The following is a 15,799-nucleotide window of genomic DNA, read 5'->3' as shown; positions in this document are numbered from 1 at the left end:
TTCAGATGCGATAGAGCCGCTCCGCATTGCGCACGAACAGCGCGGACTTTTCCGCGTCGCTCGCGCCGCCGACTATCGCCGCATACGCATTCCACAAATCCGCATACGAACCGAATTGCCGGTCGACCGGGAAATTCGAGGCGAACATCGAACGTTCGACGCCGAACGTATCGATCGTTTCGAGCACGTACGGTCGCAAGCTTTCGACCGTCCAGCGATGATCGAACATCGCGAGCCCGCTGATCTTCACCGCGATGTTCGCGCAGCCAGCCAGCTTGCGCATGCCATCACGCCACGCACGATAGCCCGCGACGCTGTCCCGATCGACGAACATGCCGGTGTGGTTCACGATGAACTGCGTGTCGGCATGGTCATGCGCAAGCGCGGCGGCCTCATCCATTTGCGACGGATACAACTGCATATCGAACGACATCGCGTAACGGCGCAGCAGTACGAAATTCGCACGCCATGTCGCGTCGCGCATCAGATGGCGGCCGATGTAGTCGTACAGCCGGTTCTCGTGAACATTCAGGATCTGCCGCACGCCGCGCGTGTTGGCGAACGCTGCATGGCCTTCCAGAATTTTTTGCGCATCGGGCGACGACAGATCCACGCCTGCGACGATACCGTTCGGCATGCGGCGCGATGATGGATCGTCGGCAATCTGCTGCAGCCAGCGCGTTTCTTCGACTGGGTCCGCCGGATCGTGATTCGCTTCGACATGCACCACTTTCAATACTTCGATCGGCTGCGCGTGCGCCAGCAGATCAGCGAGCAGATAGTCGTGTTTAAGGTCGCGCGCGTCGCCGACGAACGACACGCCGGGGTTCGCGAGCCACGGATAGTGATGTGTCTTCAGGTCCCACAGATGAATGTGCGGGTCGACCACTTGCATGGAGCGTCCTTTGGTTCGTTAAGCGTCGTCAGCGCAGGGGTGGTTCATCCGCGGTGTCCGGCCGCGGGCAATTCAAAGACCCGTGCGAGCGGCTGCTGAAACGGCGTGTGATCGGCGGCGGTTTGCATGATGTCCGCCATGTAATCCCACCATTTGCGCATCACGTCGAGATGCGGCAACTGGTCCATCGTGTGATCGCCGGTACGCGTGAGCACCGCGAACAGATGATGCGTTGCGTCATCGTAGAAGATCGAATAGTCGCGCACGCCGGCATGATGCAATGCATCAACCAGTTCCGGCCAGATTTGCGCGTGACGGCGTTCGTATTCGTCGCGCATGCCGGGGTTGAGCACCATCCGGAAAGCGATTGTCTCCATGTCGCGTTGTCTCCCGTTCTGTCTCTTGTGGCGGACTATTTTCCTGCCGTGTGCGGCGGTTGCCGGGCGCTTTCGCGGTCGCGCGTATGCAACGACTATAATTCGGGCGTCGATAGCCTCTCAATCCGTTGTTTGGATGGGGCGATACCGAAACCGGATCGCACAGACCATGAGCCAGAACGCCGCCACCGTCGCATTGATCAACCGGCTCAAGTTCAAACATCTTGCGCTGCTCGTCGCACTCGACGACGCGCGTAACGTTCATCAGGCCGCCGACGCGATCAATGTCGCGCAACCGAGCGCGAGCCGCATGCTCGGTGACATTGAAGAGGCACTCGGCTTTCTGCTGTTCGAGCGCAATGCGCGTGGCATGCAGCCGACGCCGCTGGGCGTCGTCACCCTCGCGTATGCGCGCCGCGCGCTCGCTGAACTCACCCGCTTTGCCGCGGACCTCGACGTTAAGCGCAAGGGCGGCCATGGGCAGCTGACGGTCGGCGCGATCATGGGCGCCGCGCCCGATCTGCTCGCCATGGCGGTGGCCACGCTGAAAACCGAGCGGCCGCTGCTGAACGTATGCATCCTCGGCGAAACCAGCGACCAGGTCGTGCAACTGCTGCACCGCCGCGAAATCGACCTTGCGCTCGGTCGCCTGACCCATCCGCTGCAACACAACGATTTCAGTTTCGAGCCGCTTGCGCGCGAGACGCTGTTGCTGGTCGTGCGTGCGGTGCATCCGCTCGCACGGCGCACGGCCCTCACGCTGCCGGAAGTAATCGACTGGCCGTGGGTCGCGCAGCCGATTACCAGCCCGGCTCGAGTGCTGTTTGAAGAAGAACTCGCGCGCGCGGGACTCACGACGCCCACGAATCTCACCGAATGCGCGTCGATCTTCGCGACGCTGCAGTTGCTCGAGAACTACGACGCGATTGCGATGCTGCCGGAATCGGTCGTGCGCGACCATGTGCGCGGCAAGCTGCTGGTTGCGCTGCCGGTCGAAGTCGGCAAGAGCCTCGCGGGCTTCGGCATTCTGACGCGCAAGGAAGAGCCACTGGCCGAGCCCGCGGAACGTTTCGTCGAATTGCTGCGTCAACATTCGCTTACGCTAAAACGCGATACGCCGGCCGCCGCCGACCGTGCGCCAGCATCGCGGACTGTGCCTTCGCACTGAGCGTCTGATTGACAGTCAGGTTGTCCGCGGTATGCGCCGCCGTCATTGCAGATTCACGAACAAACCGCCATCGACCAGCAACGCCGCGCCCGTCACATAGCGGGCCCGGTCCGACGCGAGAAACACCACACAATCGGCGACGTCGTCGGGACGACCCAGACGCCCGAGCGGAATGCGCTTTTCGAAGTACGCTTTCTTCGCTTCATCGGAAAGATCTTCCGCGTTCAGATCGGTGGCGATCGTGCCAGGCATCACCGAGTTGCATCGAATGCCGTAGGGCCCGAGCGCTATCGCGCACGATTGCATCAGCGAATGCACGCCGGCCTTGGTCGGCGTGTAGTGCGTCTGCATGCCGCCGCCGACCAGCGCGCTGATCGAACTCGTCGCCACGATCGCGCCGCCGGTGCCTTGCTTTTTCATCTGTTGCGCGGCCGCCTGCGTCACATAGAACGCGCCGTTCAGGTTCACTGCGACGGTGGTTTCGAGCACGTCGGCCGGCATGTCGAGAAAAGCGTGGAACGGACAGATGCCCGCATTGCTTGCGAGCACATCGACTTTGCCGAACGCTTCGACCGTGCGACGCACCAGCTCCGTCCCGGTCGCGTGCCCGGCGACGTTGCCTTCGACTGCAATCACACGGCGTCCGAGCGCCTCGATTTCGTCGGTCACTTCTCGCACCGCGGAGCGGCGCCCATACGACGCGTCGTTGTCGCCCCAGTAATTGATCGCGACATCCGCGCCTTCCTTCGCGCATGCAACGGCAATCGCGCGGCCGATGCCGCGCGAGCCTCCCGTCACGATCACCGCTTTGTCTTTCAGCAGCACAACCGCCTCCTTCGTTTTTTTCGACTTCGATGCGTGCGCAATCATCCTGCGTTGCGCACGCTGCCTGTGTGGGGTTCTCAATCGCTCGACGTTCGTGCGTGCGGTTTAGTGAGGATAAGGCCGCACGAGCGCGCACTCGGGGTTCAGGCGCACGCCGAAGCCCGGTGTGTCCGGCACCTTCAACCGCCCGTTGACGGGCACCGGCTCGTCGAGCAGCAGCGGCGTGAACATCGGCACGACCTGATCGGCCTTCGGCGCCATCATCAGGAACTCGGAGAACGGTGAGTTGTGCCGTGTCACAACGAAGTGATAGCTGTACACCGATGACCCATGCGGCACGACCATCACGTTATGCGCGTCGGCGAGCGCCGAGATCTTGATCAGCTCGGTGATGCCGCCGCACCAGCCGACATCCGGCTGGATCAGATCGCAGCATTGCATCTCGAGCAGCATCCGGAAACCCCAGCGCGTCGCCTCGTGCTCGCCGGTGGACACCATCATGCCGCGTGGAACGTTGCGGCGCAGTTCGGCGTAACCCCAGTAGTCGTCGGGCGGCAATGCTTCCTCAAGCCATTTCAGACCGTATTCGTGCGCGGCTTTCGCGAGCTTCGTCGCGTACGTGACATCGAGGCTCATCCAGCAGTCGAGCATCAGCCAGAAGTCGTCGCCGACGCGGCTGCGCATATCGGCAAGCCGCTCGATATTCTGCTTCAGACCGGCTTCGCCTTCTGCCGGGCCGTGCTGCAGCGGCAGCTTGCCGCCGATAAAGCCCATGCCTTTCGCGAGATCGGGGCGCGCGCCGGTCGCATAGAACATCAGTTCGTCGCGCACGGGTCCGCCCAATAGTTGGTACACGGGTTCCTTACGCACCTTCGCGAGCAAATCCCACAACGCGAGATCGACGCCGGAGATCGTATTCAGCACGACGCCCTTGCGGCCATAGTAGAGTGTCGAAAAATACATCTGATCCCACATTTTTTCGATGTCGGTCACGAGCTGGCCCTCGAGAAAACGCGCGAGATGCCGTTCGACGATAAACGCGCCGATCTCGCCGCCGGTCGTCACCGCGAAGCCGACCGTGCCGTCGCTTGCTTCGATCTCGACCACCAGCGTGCCCAGCACGTTGATGCCGAACGACTGCCGGCTCTGCCGGTACTCAGGGTAGCGCGCCATCGGCGTCGCAATGTGGTCGTCGATCCAGTGACCGCCGGCCTGATCGTGATAATCAGCACCGCCGCCGCGTACGACGAAGGCACGCACGTGCCGGATAGTAGGCATCGCCATCTTCAAAGGCTCCGTTTTGTTGTGCAGTTGAGCGGTTGTCCGGTTGTGCGCGCAACTAGCCTGGCACGGACGGCCGTGCGGGCCGGGCGCGCTTGTTTGACTGGTCGTGCCGTTCAGTAGGTTGCGCGTCCGCCGGACAGATCGAATACCGCGCCGGTGCTGAACGCGCAGTCTTCCGACGACAGCCAGACGATCATCGACGCGGCTTCTTCGGGCAGCAAAAAGCGGTTCATCGGGATCTTCGACAGCATGTAGTCGATATGCTCCTGCTTCATCGAATCGAAGATCTCGGTCTTTGCCGCGGCGGGCGTCACCGCGTTGACGAGGATGTTCTTTGTCGCGAGTTCCTTGCCGAGCGATTTGGTCAGGCCGATCAGCGCCGCCTTCGATGCGCTGTAGTGCGACGCGTTCGGGTTGCCCTCCTTGCCGGCCACCGACGCGATATTGACGATGCGCCCATAGTTCTGCTTGATCATCAGCGGCACGATCGCGCGGCACGTCAGATACGGGCCGATCAGGTTTACGTCGATCACGCGTCGCCACACCTCGGTCGGCAGTTCCCAGGTCGTGCCGTTGCCGCCGGTGATGCCCGCGCAATTGATCAGCACATGAATCGCGCGGTGCGCGCCGACCGTTGCGGCGACGGCCTTGTCGATCGACGCTTCGTCGGTCAGCTCGACGGTGGCCGCCGAAACGCTGCCCAATGCGCTGAGCTCTTTCTTGCTGCGCTCGAGCCGCTCGGTATCGATGTCCCACAGCGCGACTTGCGCGCCCGATCGCAGTGCGCGTTGTGCGACCGCGTAGCCGATGCCGCGCGCGCCGCCGGTAATGACGACAACGCGGCCCTCCAGATCGATCTGATTCATCGTGCGCTCCTGTGCGGCGCACCCACTGCGCGCCGTTATGGTTATGGCAGATTTTGTTCGGCTTATAGCCGGTTCCGGTTCTGGCCAATATAAAGCGGCACGTGATGCGGGAACAATCCGCGTATTGGATGGGCTGATAGCAAAAGCGTATCGTCACGTGGGCCACGCCGCGCTGCGCACGCGCGGCATCCGGACGACCGGCATCGTTGAGCTCCGCGCCGCGAGGACGCCTCACGAAGCGCGCCGCCTACGGATGCATTTGTGGATAATGACGATATTTGGACCCTGCCCCCGTCAATGCGCGCCAACTCCACCACGATGTCCGATCCCTTCGCCGCGCCGCCCCCATCGCGCGTCAGTGCGTCGCGTCTGGTTGTCGCGACCTCGATCGGCAACACGCTCGAGTTTTTTGATCTGCTGGTCTACGTTTACTTCGCGACGACGCTCGCGCGAACATTCTTTCCCCTGCAGGACGCGACCGCATCGCTGCTGCTGACGCTCGGCACGTTTGCTGTGTCATATCTCGCGCGGCCGATCGGCGCACTGGCGCTCGGCTCCTATAGCGATCGCAAGGGGCGCAAGGCAGCGCTGACGCTGTCGATCACGCTGATGACGCTCGGCACCGGCATGGTCGCAGTGATTCCGCCGTACGCGACAATCGGCCTGCTCGCGCCAATCGGCATTTTCATTTCACGACTTCTGCAAGGCTTTTCGGCCGGCGGCGAATTCGGGAGCTCGACTGCGTTTCTGATCGAACACGCGCCGGCGCGCAAAGGGTTTATCGCCAGCTGGCAGTTCTCGAGTCTCGGCGCGAGCAACCTGCTTGCGTCCGGATTCGGCGTGCTGCTAACCAGCCAGCTTTCGCCCGACGATCTCAATGCCTGGGGCTGGCGTATTCCTTTTCTGTTCGGGATGCTGATCGGTCCGATAGGACTGTATATCCGTAGCCGCATCGACGAGACACCGGAATTCGAGCGCGCGGAGAAATCCGTGTCGCCGGTGCGCGAATTGCTGGCCACACAAAAGGCACGCGTGCTTGTGGCGATCGGTTCAACCGTGCTGACCACCATCGCCAACTATATGGTGCTGTATTTGCCGACTTATGCATCGCGGCAACTGGGGCTTGCCGAATCGGCCGGCTTTATTGCGACCTTGACGGCGGGCGGCATCATGATGGTACTGACGCCGTTTGTCGGCCATTGGTCCGACAAGATGGGCCGCGCGCGCATCATGCTGGGCGCCGGCACGCTGTTCCTTGTGACGGTCTACCCGGCGTTTATGTTTCTGAATGCGCAGCCATCGGTGCCGACGCTGCTCGCGGTGGTGATATGGATCGCGCTGTTGAAGGTCACCTATTTCGCGCCGGTTCCCGCGCTGATGGCGGAGCTGTTTCCGACGCGCACGCGCACGACGGGCGTCGCGCTTGGCTACAACATCGGCACGACTGTGTTCGGCGGCCTTACCCCGCTTGTTATTGCAAGCCTGATCGCGACGACCGGCAGCAATCTCGCGCCGGGCCTTTATTTGATGCTCGGGGCGGCGATCAGTCTGTTAACGCTGGGATGGGCTCGCGCGCGGCTTGCTGTGCGCTAGTCGTACAGTGACAACCTGACTGACGCAGCGTCGCGCACTCGCCCGCAAAAACTTGACGCGAGCCGGCGGCGCAGCGCCGGCCTGCAAACACGACGATCAGTGTGCGTTGCGCACACCCCGCGTTAGCGCATCAAACAGCAGTTCTGCTTCATTCAACTCTTCGAGCGCCCGCTCAAGGCGCGACACCGCATCGGAGTGGCTGATCGGCCTCTCGCCTTCACCTTCGCCACGCACCAATCTGAACGCCTGCTCGACGTCCCGTGTCGCGCGCATATAGCGCGCCGCCGCGTTCGATTCGCGCGAATTCGAAATGGCTGCCATTCTGGTTCTCCGTCTGCCTGCAAATCACACAGACGCCAGGTTACCAGGCCGGCAACGGCCTGTCCAGGAACATGCGCACACTGTTGTAAACAGTCACACCCGTCGTGATAGAGCGGTGAGCAACGCACGATCGCACGGCGCGTGTCGATTCATGCAATGCGATTCCGCCGTCGCTGTGTCGCGACTCTGTCTTTAACTGCTCATGTACCAGCCGCCGTTCACATTGATCGTCTGGCCGTTGATATAGCCGTTGCTCGCGAGCAGCACCGCGATATCCGACACTTCATCGACATCGCCCAGGCGGCCGACCGGAATCACATCCCTTTTGATGTTCGGATTGCCGCTCACCATATCGGTTTCGATCAATGCGGGTGCGATGGCATTCGATGTCACGCCGGTTTTCGCGAGCAGCGTGGCATAGCTGTGCGCGAGACCGATCATGCCCGCCTTCGATGCCGCATAGTGCGGGCCGATCACCCCACCGGTTTGCGCCGCGACCGACGACAACATGATCAGACGTCCCCACCCGCGCGACACCATTTCCGGCGCCACCTGCTGCGAAGCAAGAAATGCGGACGTAAGGTTCGTCGTGATCGTCGTGTGCCAGTCGTCGGCAGTCAGTTGATGCCATGGCTTTGCGTGGCCGATGCCTGCGTTGTTCACGAGCACGTCGATTCTGCCGAATGCGTGGCGTGCGCGATCGACCATCGTTTTGATGGCGGCCGCGTCACGCACGTCAACCTGGATCGCTATCGCGTTCGCTCCGCCGGCTTCGATCTGCTCGACCGTTTCGCGAGCCGGTGCGGCCGCATCCTTATAGGTGAGCGCGACTGACATCCCGCATTTTGCGTACGCAAGCGCGATCGCTTTGCCGATGCCGCGACTCCCGCCTGTCACGAGTGCAACCTTTCCAGCCAGATTCTTCATTACAAGCCTCCTTGCGGTCAGCGACAGTGCCAGTTGTAGCGACTGTCTTTTCAGATGAGTCGAGGTGAGAATGACCGCGCGATCCGGAGTTCCCTTTCACGTCCGCGCCGCATCGCGTCGGCTCTTCCGGATTATTTTCCCGATCGCGCAATCGTTTCACTTTTCACTTGATAGACTTGCGGCTTGCCAAGTCGACGGAACGAACGAGTGAGCATCGGGGATTACTACAAGCAGCTAAATCTGCCTGAAACCGCATCGCAGGAAGAGATCAAGCGAGCGTATCGACGCCTGCGAGCGAAGTACCATCCCGACCGCAACAAGGGCCGCGAATCGAACGTCGAGCCGATCTTCAAGCGGATTCAGGAAGCGTTCGAGGTGCTGACCGGCACGCGCGCGGCCGCGCAGCATGCGCCGTCCGGCACCCAGGAAGCCAGCCGCCATGCGCAGGCGCGCCAACCGCAGTCGCATCGCACCGACGATCGCGATGCGCGCAAACCGTGGTCCACGACGGCGAACCGCTGGCAGGCGTATCGATCGGGCGAAGAAGGCCCGCCGCAGCGCGGTGCGAACCGGCACGACAAGCTCTATGTGCCACTTGAAGCCGCGCTGAATGGCGGGCATGTGCCCACCAGTTACCAGGTAACCGCGCCCTGCAAGCAATGCCGCGGAATGAGCGCGCGCTTTAACCCCGGGCGTTGTGCGGCATGCGACGGACAAGGCAAAACGGCAAACGGTGCGCGCTGCGGCACTTGCGGCGGCAGTGGGCGCGCGAACGTCAACCGCTGTGCCGCTTGCCAGAATACCGGCTCGGAGAGCTACTGGAAAACCGATCAGGTCACCGTGCCGGCCGGCGCCTGGGATGGCCAGCAACTGACGGTGAGCGGCAGCGGATTCCCTGGTTCGAATGGCGGTGCGGCGGGCGATGCGATCCTTTCGGTTGTCATTTTGTGCGGGTCTGACATCCGGCGTGACGGGCTTAATCTGGTTAGCGAACTGAAGGTCGATTTCGTGACTGCGACGCTCGGCGGTCCGTTCGATACGCATCTGTTCGGTCGCGATATGCGCATTGCGGTGCCGCCGAATTCGGCGCAAGGCAGTGTGATCCGGCTTGCCGCGCATGGGTTGTCTGATGCGGCAGGGAATCGGGGCGAACTCAGGCTTGATGTCGTGCTCGCGATGCCGGACGCTGCTGCGCATCTGACCGACGAACAGCGTGAGCAGCTTAAGGCGATGTTCGATGAGGCGGCGCGTCGTGGGGCGTCATGAAACTCATTTTGGGAACGATCGGTTTCCTTTTCCTGCATCGGCGATAGCGCTTCGCGCTGTATCCGAACCATCGTGCGCCGCATCACTGCGCAACATCCGATCCGCCGCGAGCAGATCGACCAGCGCGCTCGCACCGCGACGCCATGAACGGTCCGTATTGCCGCGCATGTCCACCGAACGCTGAAACACCATTTTCCCCGTCGCGACATCCTCGACACGCAAGTTAATGTTGAGGATCAGATTGCTGATCTTCTGCACCCAACAGACACCGACACGGTCGACGTTGAGCTTGCGGCCGATTTCAAGTTCGCAGCCATTGCATGCATTCAGGTTTTGCGTCGCCCGCAGGCCGGTGATCATCGAATCGGCCGGCCCATTGTCGGCGACACGGTACAACGCTCGCTTGTTCAACTGGCTGCGCAGTTCGTCGCTGACCACGCGGACGCGCGCGGCGTCCTGCTGCGCAGTGGCGGCATCGTTGTACGCGGCGTTGTCGTCGAGCAGCGTGCAATCCATCATCGCAATGGACTTCGCCGCGTCGGCCGCTCGTGCTTCGCCGCTCATCAACAGCGCGGCACACGCGATACCGATAATGAATCCAGTCTCGCGAATCTGCGCGCAAGCCGCAAAACGTGAGACGTCATGACACGCAAGCGCCATGATGGTTGTCCTCCAGTCACTGTCATTCCGAAGGGCCGAGCACAAAGCCGATTGCGTCATGCCACCAGTTCTCGTCAACGTGAGCGATCCAGTCGTTATGCCCGGCGTCTTTCACGACGATCAGCCGTTTCCGCTCGCCCAGCGCGTTGTACAGCGCCTCGCCGAAGCGCGAAGGGATGATAGCATCGAGTTGCGCAGTGACGACGACAACCGGGCGATCAAACGAACTCAGGTGGGCCTTGCTGTCATATCGATCGTGCAGCAGCCACTTCACCGGTAGCCATGGATAGTGATAACCGGCGACGTGCCCGAGACTATCCCATGGTGTGATGAGCAGCAGGCCCACGATCTTGTCGGACTCAAGCGATGCGGCCGAAGCCGCAACGGCCGCTCCGAGCGACTCGCCGACGATTAGCAGCGGCGCGCCGTAAAGGCGATGCGCAAGCGCGATGGTCTCCCGCGCATCGGCAACCAGACTCCGTTCGCCGAGGTCACCATCGCGCGGTCCGTAGCCGGGGTATTCAGCAAGAATCACGCGCAGTCCGAGGCGGTTAAGCGCCGCGGCATAGGCGCGACGGTGGCCAGCATGCCCGGCGTTGCCGTGAAAGACGATCGCAGTACCACGCGCCGCAACAGGCGGCTCCGCCCCAAGCCCCCGGAAAGCATCAGGCGTCGGCCACGCACGCAGTCCGCCCGAAACGACATCCTGAATAGCGGCTTTCTCGGGAAAATAGAGCAGACGATCCTGCAGCATCGCGGCCCCCGCGAACAGGATAAGACAAGCGAGAACGGCGGCTAGTACCCAGTGGAGTTTCATTGCCGCGACTCAAATCCATCATGCATCGCCGAAGCAGCACGCGATAAACGCGCCCCATCCCAATCTTTGCGTCGGCGACGCGAGCTCGCTATGCAGAGCTCGTGCCAGCTGGAAAGCCATGGGCTACACGAGCAATTCGCGGACCCGATCGGCCGTTGAAACCGCTCCGAGCCAGTACGCATCCGCCAATGAAATTCGTGGTGAACCGGGATTCGTATGTGTGCTACTTCAAGCGATGTTTTGGCACCAGGCGCCTATGATAAATGACCGAGGTGCGTCGTTCGTGCCTCTTAACCAAAGGAGCAGGAATCATGGCTACATCGAACCCGGCACCCAGCGTTTACAGCGTGACAGAAATTATTGGCACCAGCGCAAGCTCGTGGGAGGAAGCAGCTAAAAATGCCGTTGAGACCGCTGCGAAATCGCTGCGCGATTTGCGCATCGCGGAAGTCTGCAAGCTGGACATGAGAGTCGATGGCGGCAAGGTGGTTGAATATCGAGCCCGTGTAACCCTGTCGTTCAAATACGAAGCCTGAGCATTGTGCGGACAACGCGGCGCGAGGCATACCGTCAAGCCCGGCTCATCGTGCTACGACGCACTCTGCTACATATCGCCGGGCAAGCGAGTGCATACAGTCATGGATGCCCCCGCAGCCACACGCCGACAGGCGATCCGCGCTATGCTTGACGGTCCTGCGACGCAGGTCAAGCTGATCAAGCTGCTCAAGCCGTGACAGCATGCCGGCGTCGCCGCCCTATCACGAGGAGTCCGCGATGACCGACACCCAGAAACCGACGCCTGCGCAGCAACCATCCGACGATATCGACCCGCAACTGCTCGAACTCGCACACGAGGTATTCGAACTGGCGAGACGCGGCGATGCGACCATGCTCGCCGCGGTGATCGAGAAAGGCGTACCGCCGAATCTACGCAATGAAAAGGGTGACAGCCTGCTGATGCTCGCTGCGTATCACGGCCATGAAGACGCCGTGCGTACGCTGCTCGAGCAGGGCGCGAATCCGAACCTGCGCAACAACAACGGGCAAACGCCGATCGCCGGCGCCGCATTCAAAGGTTTCAAATCGATCATCGAGATCCTGCTCGACCATGGCGCGGATGTCGAAGGCGCATCGCCGGACGGCCGCACCGCGCTGATGGTGGCCGCGATGTTCAACCGCACCGATATAGTCGATCTGCTGGTTGCGCGCGGCGCCAATCCGCAAGCGCGTGACGCGGGCGGTAACTCGGCCGCCGATGCCGCCGCCCGCATGGGCGCCGCCGACACCGCCGCGCAATTGTCCAAGCCGCGCGGCTGAATCTTCGAAGCGGTGGCGGCCCGCACCGGGTACGCCGCTGCCTCGACAACGTAAAGGCGCGCGGCGAACAGTTGCGCGCGTTGCTGCGCGAGCGATATGCGAAACATCCGTCGATCGGCGATGGGCGCGGACGAGGTCTTTTTGTCGGCGTCGAACTGGTGCACGACCGTGCGACGAAGACGCCGTTCGATCCGAAACACAAACTGCATGCGCTGATCAAAAGCGAAGCGATGCGGCGCGGTTTGATGGCGTATTCGATGGGCGCCACTGCCGACGGCAAGCGCGGTGACCATGTGCTGCTTGCGCCGCCGTTCATCTACACCGAGCAGCACGTCGCGACGATCGTCGAGCGGCTGGGTGATGCGATCGATGCAGCGTTGAAATCGATTGGTGCAGCGATTGCGCGTTGACGTCACGCGCTGCGGTAGATCTGCCGGCGCAACGTCGCCGGCGCTATGATGCATGCGCGCTATTCCACCTGAAACCACCATGAGCCAACGACTTCCGCAATTCCAGACCGCGACGGCCACCGACGAGCAGAAGGCCGTCCTCAACGACATTCTGAGCGGCCCGCGCGGCAATCTCAATGGGCCATTTCTCGGCTGGATCTTCAGCCCGGAACTGGCTCAGCACGCACAGCGCCTTGGCGCGTTCTGCCGTTACCAGACCGGCCTGCCGCTGCGTCTGTCGGAACTGGCGATCCTCGTTACCGCGGCGCGCTGGAGCGCGCAAGCCGAGTGGTACATCCACTATCCGATTGCGCTGCAGGCGGGTTTGCCGGCGGATATCGCCGAAGCGATTCGCGTAGGCGCCGAACCGACGTTCGCCGACAACGACGATCAACTGATCTATCGCTTTGCGACCGAGTTGTACGAAACGAAGCGCGTATCCGATGCGACTTACAGGCAGGCGGTCGATCGCTTCGGTCATACGGTGGTCATCAATCTGGTTGGCTTGCTCGGCTACTACGCGCTCGTCGCGATGACGCTCAATGTGTTCGACATGCGAGCCGAGGGTCAAAGCTCGCTGCCGTTCGCTGACTAAGCGCTTTCACAAGCGATGCGCGCACCGATAAACGAAGGGCCGCGCATGCGGCCCATTCTCTACTCAAACGCCTTGTCGTTCGGGACTCATCACGCAAGCCGCAGCCCACACACCGGCAAGATCTCCTGCACGACCGCGAAACGATGCTCCTTCACTGCATCATGAAACTTGCGATAGTCGCTCGTTTCGAACGCTCGCGTCCATTGCGAAAGCTCATCGCCGTCATCATTGGCCTTGATGCCTGTCGCGATGTGTTTCCATGAACCCGCGCCCTTTGCGATATACACCGGAATCGGCTCCTGAATGCCAGGAATCGAACCCGCCGCGGCCGCATCGCGAATCACGTTGAGCCGCTTCATTTCATCCATGTCGATGTTGGTCGCGAGCAGTTGCTGCAGGGCAGCTCTTGCGGCGGCAGGCAGGCCCGGCTGACTGGCAAAGTCGGCCGCCTTCGCGACCCACGCCTGCACCACACGACAGGCCATGTCCGCCGCGGTCATGAATTCAGGCAGGTTATCGCGCCGCACGAACTTGCCCTTGCCGTTCCTGTAGTGCCATTTCGCCCACGGCAAGTCCGGATAGGTCAGCGCCGCACCGTGCCCAAGCGGCAGCGCGCGCGTCAGCACATCCGATTGAAAACGGTCGACCAGATGCACGGTGTAGCGCTCCAGACGCTCGAGCCAGTCTTCGCGCGTGCAGTCGTCCGCTTCGAGATGCGAAACCTTGTTGTAGTCGGATTCAATACCCGAGAAACCCTGATGCGCCCATGTGTCCACGTAGGTATGCAACGTCACGCCCAACCGGTGCAACGCATTGTCGGCACCGCGTCGCGCAAGCGCATGCTTCACGAGATCGCGCGCGACGTCGCTATCGGGCCGGCAGATCGCGCGTTCTTCCAGCGTGTCGCCAACACCCGCAGGCAAGAAATGAAACGGAGTCCACACAAGCCGGTTCAAATCGTCCTGCACGTTCTGATAATCGAACATCTTATGCGCGGACGCGAAGCGCTCGAACTGCTCACCGCCATCGAATTTCAGCAAACCCGGCGTCGTCGCATCGTCGATGTACTGGCACGCGTGCGCGACGGTTTGCGCATCCGGCGCGGACAACCCGCCGAGCCTTGCAGCGATATAGATCACCCCGTAGTGGAAATCGATGTTCATGGCGTCCCCTCGTTGATTGACGGCGCAATACATACGGCGCGACACGTGCACGCTTTCGTCATACAAAAACTGCTCCGCCAAACACCACTCAAGCCGTGCGCGACGCAGCGTCCCCATCGATAAATCGAATGAATCTGGTCAGCTTTTAACGACAACCGCCTTAATCAGTCAATTAATCGGGACGCTTTTGTGACAACGCAATGCGCAGCACGGCTGCGATCCGTTCTATCGCCGCCTTGCCCGCGTCGAGTATGCCGGCCATCGATACAAAGCCGTGCACCATCCCTTGCCAGCAAACATGTTCGACTGCGACTTTCGCCGCACGCAGTTTCGCCGCATATTCATTGCCCTCGTCGCACAGCGCATCATGATCGGCAGTGATGATCAGCGCGGGCGCGAGACCGGTCAGATCGGTTGCGAACAGCGGCGAAACGTCCGGCGAAGCGCGGTCGATCCCGGGCGGCAACCATGCGTCGTAGCGCTCGATCATGTCCTGCCGGTCGGTGAGGAAATAAGGCATGCCGAACGTCTGCCACGATGGACGCGACATTGTCGCGTCGGTGTTCGGATAGAGCAATAGTTGCAGACGCAACGACAAGCCGCTGCGTCGCGCGCGTTGCGCGACATAAGCAGCCAGCAGTCCACCGGCGCTATCGCCGCCCACCGCGACGCGCGCAGCATCGATGTTCAGTTCTGTGGCATGGTCGTGCACCCACTGCAACGCGGCCCATGTGTCTTCATTCGCAGCCGGGTACGGATGTTCAGGTGCCAGCCGATAGTCAACGGCGACGATCACGCACTGCGCGCGGTTCGTCAGCGCGCGCAGCAAGACGTCGTGACTCTCAAGGCCGCCCGCTACAAAGCCGCCGCCGTGATAGAAGACCAGTGCCGCTGCCAGTCGGTCCTCCGCGCGCTCATCATCAGTGCCGCGCGGATCATAAATACGCACCGGAATCGCGCCTGCCGGCCCCGGCAGAGTGCGATCGATCACCTGCGCAACGTCCTCCCGCGAACCGCCCAACGCCGACAATCGTTCCAGACGCTCACGCACCGACGCAAGCCGCTGCGGCCACTCCTGCGCGGGCAGCGCAGCCGTTTTTCGACGGCGCTCATCGAGCATGGCCAACACTTGCGGATCAAGCTCATCCATCGTTGTGCCCTCCTTCACGGGGTTCGGTCGATTTGCTATTAACGTTCGGGCAACACAGTTATTCCGCCCGATGCGGCAACCCGATGTCGCTCGATCGAATGGCTGCGATCCGCCGTTGGATTACGA

At 61.8% G+C, this 15,799-nt stretch carries 17 protein-coding genes and 1 pseudogene; 7 read left to right on the top strand and 11 right to left on the bottom strand.

Annotated elements, in window-relative coordinates; genetic code table 11:
* Position 1 precedes the first annotated feature (1 nt).
* Both BX592_RS03815 and BX592_RS03810 read right to left on the bottom strand, forming a co-directional pair.
* Positions 2–895 (bottom strand): amidohydrolase family protein, encoded by an 894-nt coding sequence (locus BX592_RS03815; protein WP_134190308.1) that lies wholly within the window; start codon positions 893–895, stop codon positions 2–4.
* Between the two features lie 44 nt (positions 896–939).
* Positions 940–1,272: an L-rhamnose mutarotase gene (locus BX592_RS03810; protein WP_134190307.1), complete on the bottom strand. Its 333-nt coding sequence runs from the start codon at positions 1,270–1,272 to the stop codon at positions 940–942.
* A gap of 169 nt (positions 1,273–1,441) precedes the next feature.
* Between BX592_RS03810 and BX592_RS03805 the strand changes: the two genes are divergently transcribed.
* A complete protein-coding gene (locus BX592_RS03805) occupies positions 1,442–2,440 on the top strand; it encodes a LysR family transcriptional regulator (RefSeq protein WP_134190306.1) in 999 nt (332 codons plus the stop codon).
* A 42-nt stretch (positions 2,441–2,482) separates the two neighbouring features.
* On the opposite strand, the gene BX592_RS03800 is transcribed toward BX592_RS03805, so the two are convergent.
* From BX592_RS03800 to BX592_RS03790, 3 genes are all read right to left on the bottom strand, one after another.
* Positions 2,483–3,265 carry an L-rhamnose 1-dehydrogenase Lra1 gene (locus BX592_RS03800; RefSeq protein ID WP_134190305.1) on the bottom strand — a complete coding sequence of 261 codons (783 nt, stop codon included), beginning with the start codon at positions 3,263–3,265 and terminating at the stop codon, positions 2,483–2,485.
* 105 nt (positions 3,266–3,370) lie between these two features.
* Positions 3,371–4,549: an L-rhamnonate dehydratase gene (rhmD, locus tag BX592_RS03795; RefSeq protein WP_134190304.1), complete on the bottom strand. Its 1,179-nt coding sequence runs from the start codon at positions 4,547–4,549 to the stop codon at positions 3,371–3,373.
* A gap of 113 nt (positions 4,550–4,662) precedes the next feature.
* Positions 4,663–5,415, bottom strand: a complete 753-nt coding sequence (locus BX592_RS03790) for an SDR family NAD(P)-dependent oxidoreductase (RefSeq protein ID WP_134190303.1) — start codon at positions 5,413–5,415, stop codon at positions 4,663–4,665.
* Positions 5,416–5,733: 318 nt separating this feature from the next.
* Here BX592_RS03790 and BX592_RS03785 point away from each other — a divergent pair, with 318 nt between their 5' ends.
* The gene (locus tag BX592_RS03785; protein WP_208327838.1) at positions 5,734–7,008 is read left to right on the top strand and encodes an MFS transporter; all 1,275 of its coding nucleotides are present in this window, start codon (positions 5,734–5,736) and stop codon (positions 7,006–7,008) included.
* 96 nt (positions 7,009–7,104) lie between these two features.
* Here BX592_RS03785 and BX592_RS03780 read toward each other — a convergent pair whose 3' ends face one another.
* A complete protein-coding gene (locus BX592_RS03780; RefSeq protein WP_134190301.1) occupies positions 7,105–7,329 on the bottom strand; it encodes a hypothetical protein in 225 nt (74 codons plus the stop codon).
* A 192-nt stretch (positions 7,330–7,521) separates the two neighbouring features.
* A complete protein-coding gene (locus BX592_RS03775; protein WP_134190300.1) occupies positions 7,522–8,256 on the bottom strand; it encodes an SDR family NAD(P)-dependent oxidoreductase in 735 nt (244 codons plus the stop codon).
* A 207-nt stretch (positions 8,257–8,463) separates the two neighbouring features.
* Here BX592_RS03775 and BX592_RS03770 point away from each other — a divergent pair, with 207 nt between their 5' ends.
* Complete coding sequence (locus tag BX592_RS03770) at positions 8,464–9,522, top strand: DnaJ C-terminal domain-containing protein (protein ID WP_166676298.1); 1,059 nt, start codon at positions 8,464–8,466, stop codon at positions 9,520–9,522.
* A 3-nt stretch (positions 9,523–9,525) separates the two neighbouring features.
* Here BX592_RS03770 and BX592_RS03765 read toward each other — a convergent pair whose 3' ends face one another.
* A complete protein-coding gene (locus tag BX592_RS03765; RefSeq protein ID WP_134190298.1) occupies positions 9,526–10,182 on the bottom strand; it encodes a DUF3280 domain-containing protein in 657 nt (218 codons plus the stop codon).
* Between the two features lie 22 nt (positions 10,183–10,204).
* Positions 10,205–10,999, bottom strand: a complete 795-nt coding sequence (locus tag BX592_RS03760; RefSeq protein WP_134190297.1) for an alpha/beta hydrolase — start codon at positions 10,997–10,999, stop codon at positions 10,205–10,207.
* A gap of 311 nt (positions 11,000–11,310) precedes the next feature.
* Between BX592_RS03760 and BX592_RS03755 the strand changes: the two genes are divergently transcribed.
* From BX592_RS03755 to BX592_RS03740, 4 genes and pseudogenes are all read left to right on the top strand, one after another.
* The gene (locus BX592_RS03755) at positions 11,311–11,535 is read left to right on the top strand and encodes a dodecin family protein (protein ID WP_134190296.1); all 225 of its coding nucleotides are present in this window, start codon (positions 11,311–11,313) and stop codon (positions 11,533–11,535) included.
* Between the two features lie 238 nt (positions 11,536–11,773).
* The gene (locus tag BX592_RS03750; protein WP_134190295.1) at positions 11,774–12,316 is read left to right on the top strand and encodes an ankyrin repeat domain-containing protein; all 543 of its coding nucleotides are present in this window, start codon (positions 11,774–11,776) and stop codon (positions 12,314–12,316) included.
* Positions 12,317–12,351: 35 nt separating this feature from the next.
* Positions 12,352–12,726 (top strand): annotated as a pseudogene (locus BX592_RS03745) (aspartate aminotransferase family protein); the annotation flags it as partial.
* A gap of 79 nt (positions 12,727–12,805) precedes the next feature.
* Entirely contained in the window at positions 12,806–13,360 is a 555-nt protein-coding gene (locus BX592_RS03740) for a carboxymuconolactone decarboxylase family protein (protein WP_134190293.1), read from the top strand.
* Positions 13,361–13,449: 89 nt separating this feature from the next.
* On the opposite strand, the gene BX592_RS03735 is transcribed toward BX592_RS03740, so the two are convergent.
* Positions 13,450–14,523: a DUF6765 family protein gene (locus BX592_RS03735; RefSeq protein WP_134190292.1), complete on the bottom strand. Its 1,074-nt coding sequence runs from the start codon at positions 14,521–14,523 to the stop codon at positions 13,450–13,452.
* A gap of 172 nt (positions 14,524–14,695) precedes the next feature.
* A complete protein-coding gene (locus tag BX592_RS03730; RefSeq protein ID WP_134190291.1) occupies positions 14,696–15,673 on the bottom strand; it encodes an alpha/beta hydrolase in 978 nt (325 codons plus the stop codon).
* Between the last annotated feature and the right edge of the window lie 126 nt (positions 15,674–15,799).

This window comes from Paraburkholderia rhizosphaerae (assembly GCF_004366595.1).
In the GTDB taxonomy this organism is placed as follows: domain Bacteria; phylum Pseudomonadota; class Gammaproteobacteria; order Burkholderiales; family Burkholderiaceae; genus Paraburkholderia; species Paraburkholderia rhizosphaerae.
The sequence above is the reverse complement of the archived record's forward strand: the minus strand, read 5'-3'. Positions and strand labels throughout refer to the sequence as shown.

What these genes read in the sequence shown, in the direction of transcription:
- BX592_RS03750 (WP_134190295.1), top strand. Translation starts at nt 11,774, where the DNA reads ATGACCGACACCCAGAAACCGACGCCTGCGCAGCAACCATCCGACGAT.
- BX592_RS03775 (WP_134190300.1), bottom strand. Translation starts at nt 8,256, where the DNA reads ATGAAGAATCTGGCTGGAAAGGTTGCACTCGTGACAGGCGGGAGTCGC.
- BX592_RS03760 (WP_134190297.1), bottom strand. Translation starts at nt 10,999, where the DNA reads ATGAAACTCCACTGGGTACTAGCCGCCGTTCTCGCTTGTCTTATCCTG.
- BX592_RS03755 (WP_134190296.1), top strand. Translation starts at nt 11,311, where the DNA reads ATGGCTACATCGAACCCGGCACCCAGCGTTTACAGCGTGACAGAAATT.
- BX592_RS03805 (WP_134190306.1), top strand. Translation starts at nt 1,442, where the DNA reads ATGAGCCAGAACGCCGCCACCGTCGCATTGATCAACCGGCTCAAGTTC.
- BX592_RS03765 (WP_134190298.1), bottom strand. Translation starts at nt 10,182, where the DNA reads ATGGCGCTTGCGTGTCATGACGTCTCACGTTTTGCGGCTTGCGCGCAG.
- BX592_RS03810 (WP_134190307.1), bottom strand. Translation starts at nt 1,272, where the DNA reads ATGGAGACAATCGCTTTCCGGATGGTGCTCAACCCCGGCATGCGCGAC.
- BX592_RS03740 (WP_134190293.1), top strand. Translation starts at nt 12,806, where the DNA reads ATGAGCCAACGACTTCCGCAATTCCAGACCGCGACGGCCACCGACGAG.
- BX592_RS03815 (WP_134190308.1), bottom strand. Translation starts at nt 895, where the DNA reads ATGCAAGTGGTCGACCCGCACATTCATCTGTGGGACCTGAAGACACAT.
- BX592_RS03780 (WP_134190301.1), bottom strand. Translation starts at nt 7,329, where the DNA reads ATGGCAGCCATTTCGAATTCGCGCGAATCGAACGCGGCGGCGCGCTAT.
- rhmD (WP_134190304.1), bottom strand. Translation starts at nt 4,549, where the DNA reads ATGGCGATGCCTACTATCCGGCACGTGCGTGCCTTCGTCGTACGCGGC.
- BX592_RS03790 (WP_134190303.1), bottom strand. Translation starts at nt 5,415, where the DNA reads ATGAATCAGATCGATCTGGAGGGCCGCGTTGTCGTCATTACCGGCGGC.
- BX592_RS03730 (WP_134190291.1), bottom strand. Translation starts at nt 15,673, where the DNA reads ATGGATGAGCTTGATCCGCAAGTGTTGGCCATGCTCGATGAGCGCCGT.
- BX592_RS03735 (WP_134190292.1), bottom strand. Translation starts at nt 14,523, where the DNA reads ATGAACATCGATTTCCACTACGGGGTGATCTATATCGCTGCAAGGCTC.
- BX592_RS03785 (WP_208327838.1), top strand. Translation starts at nt 5,734, where the DNA reads ATGTCCGATCCCTTCGCCGCGCCGCCCCCATCGCGCGTCAGTGCGTCG.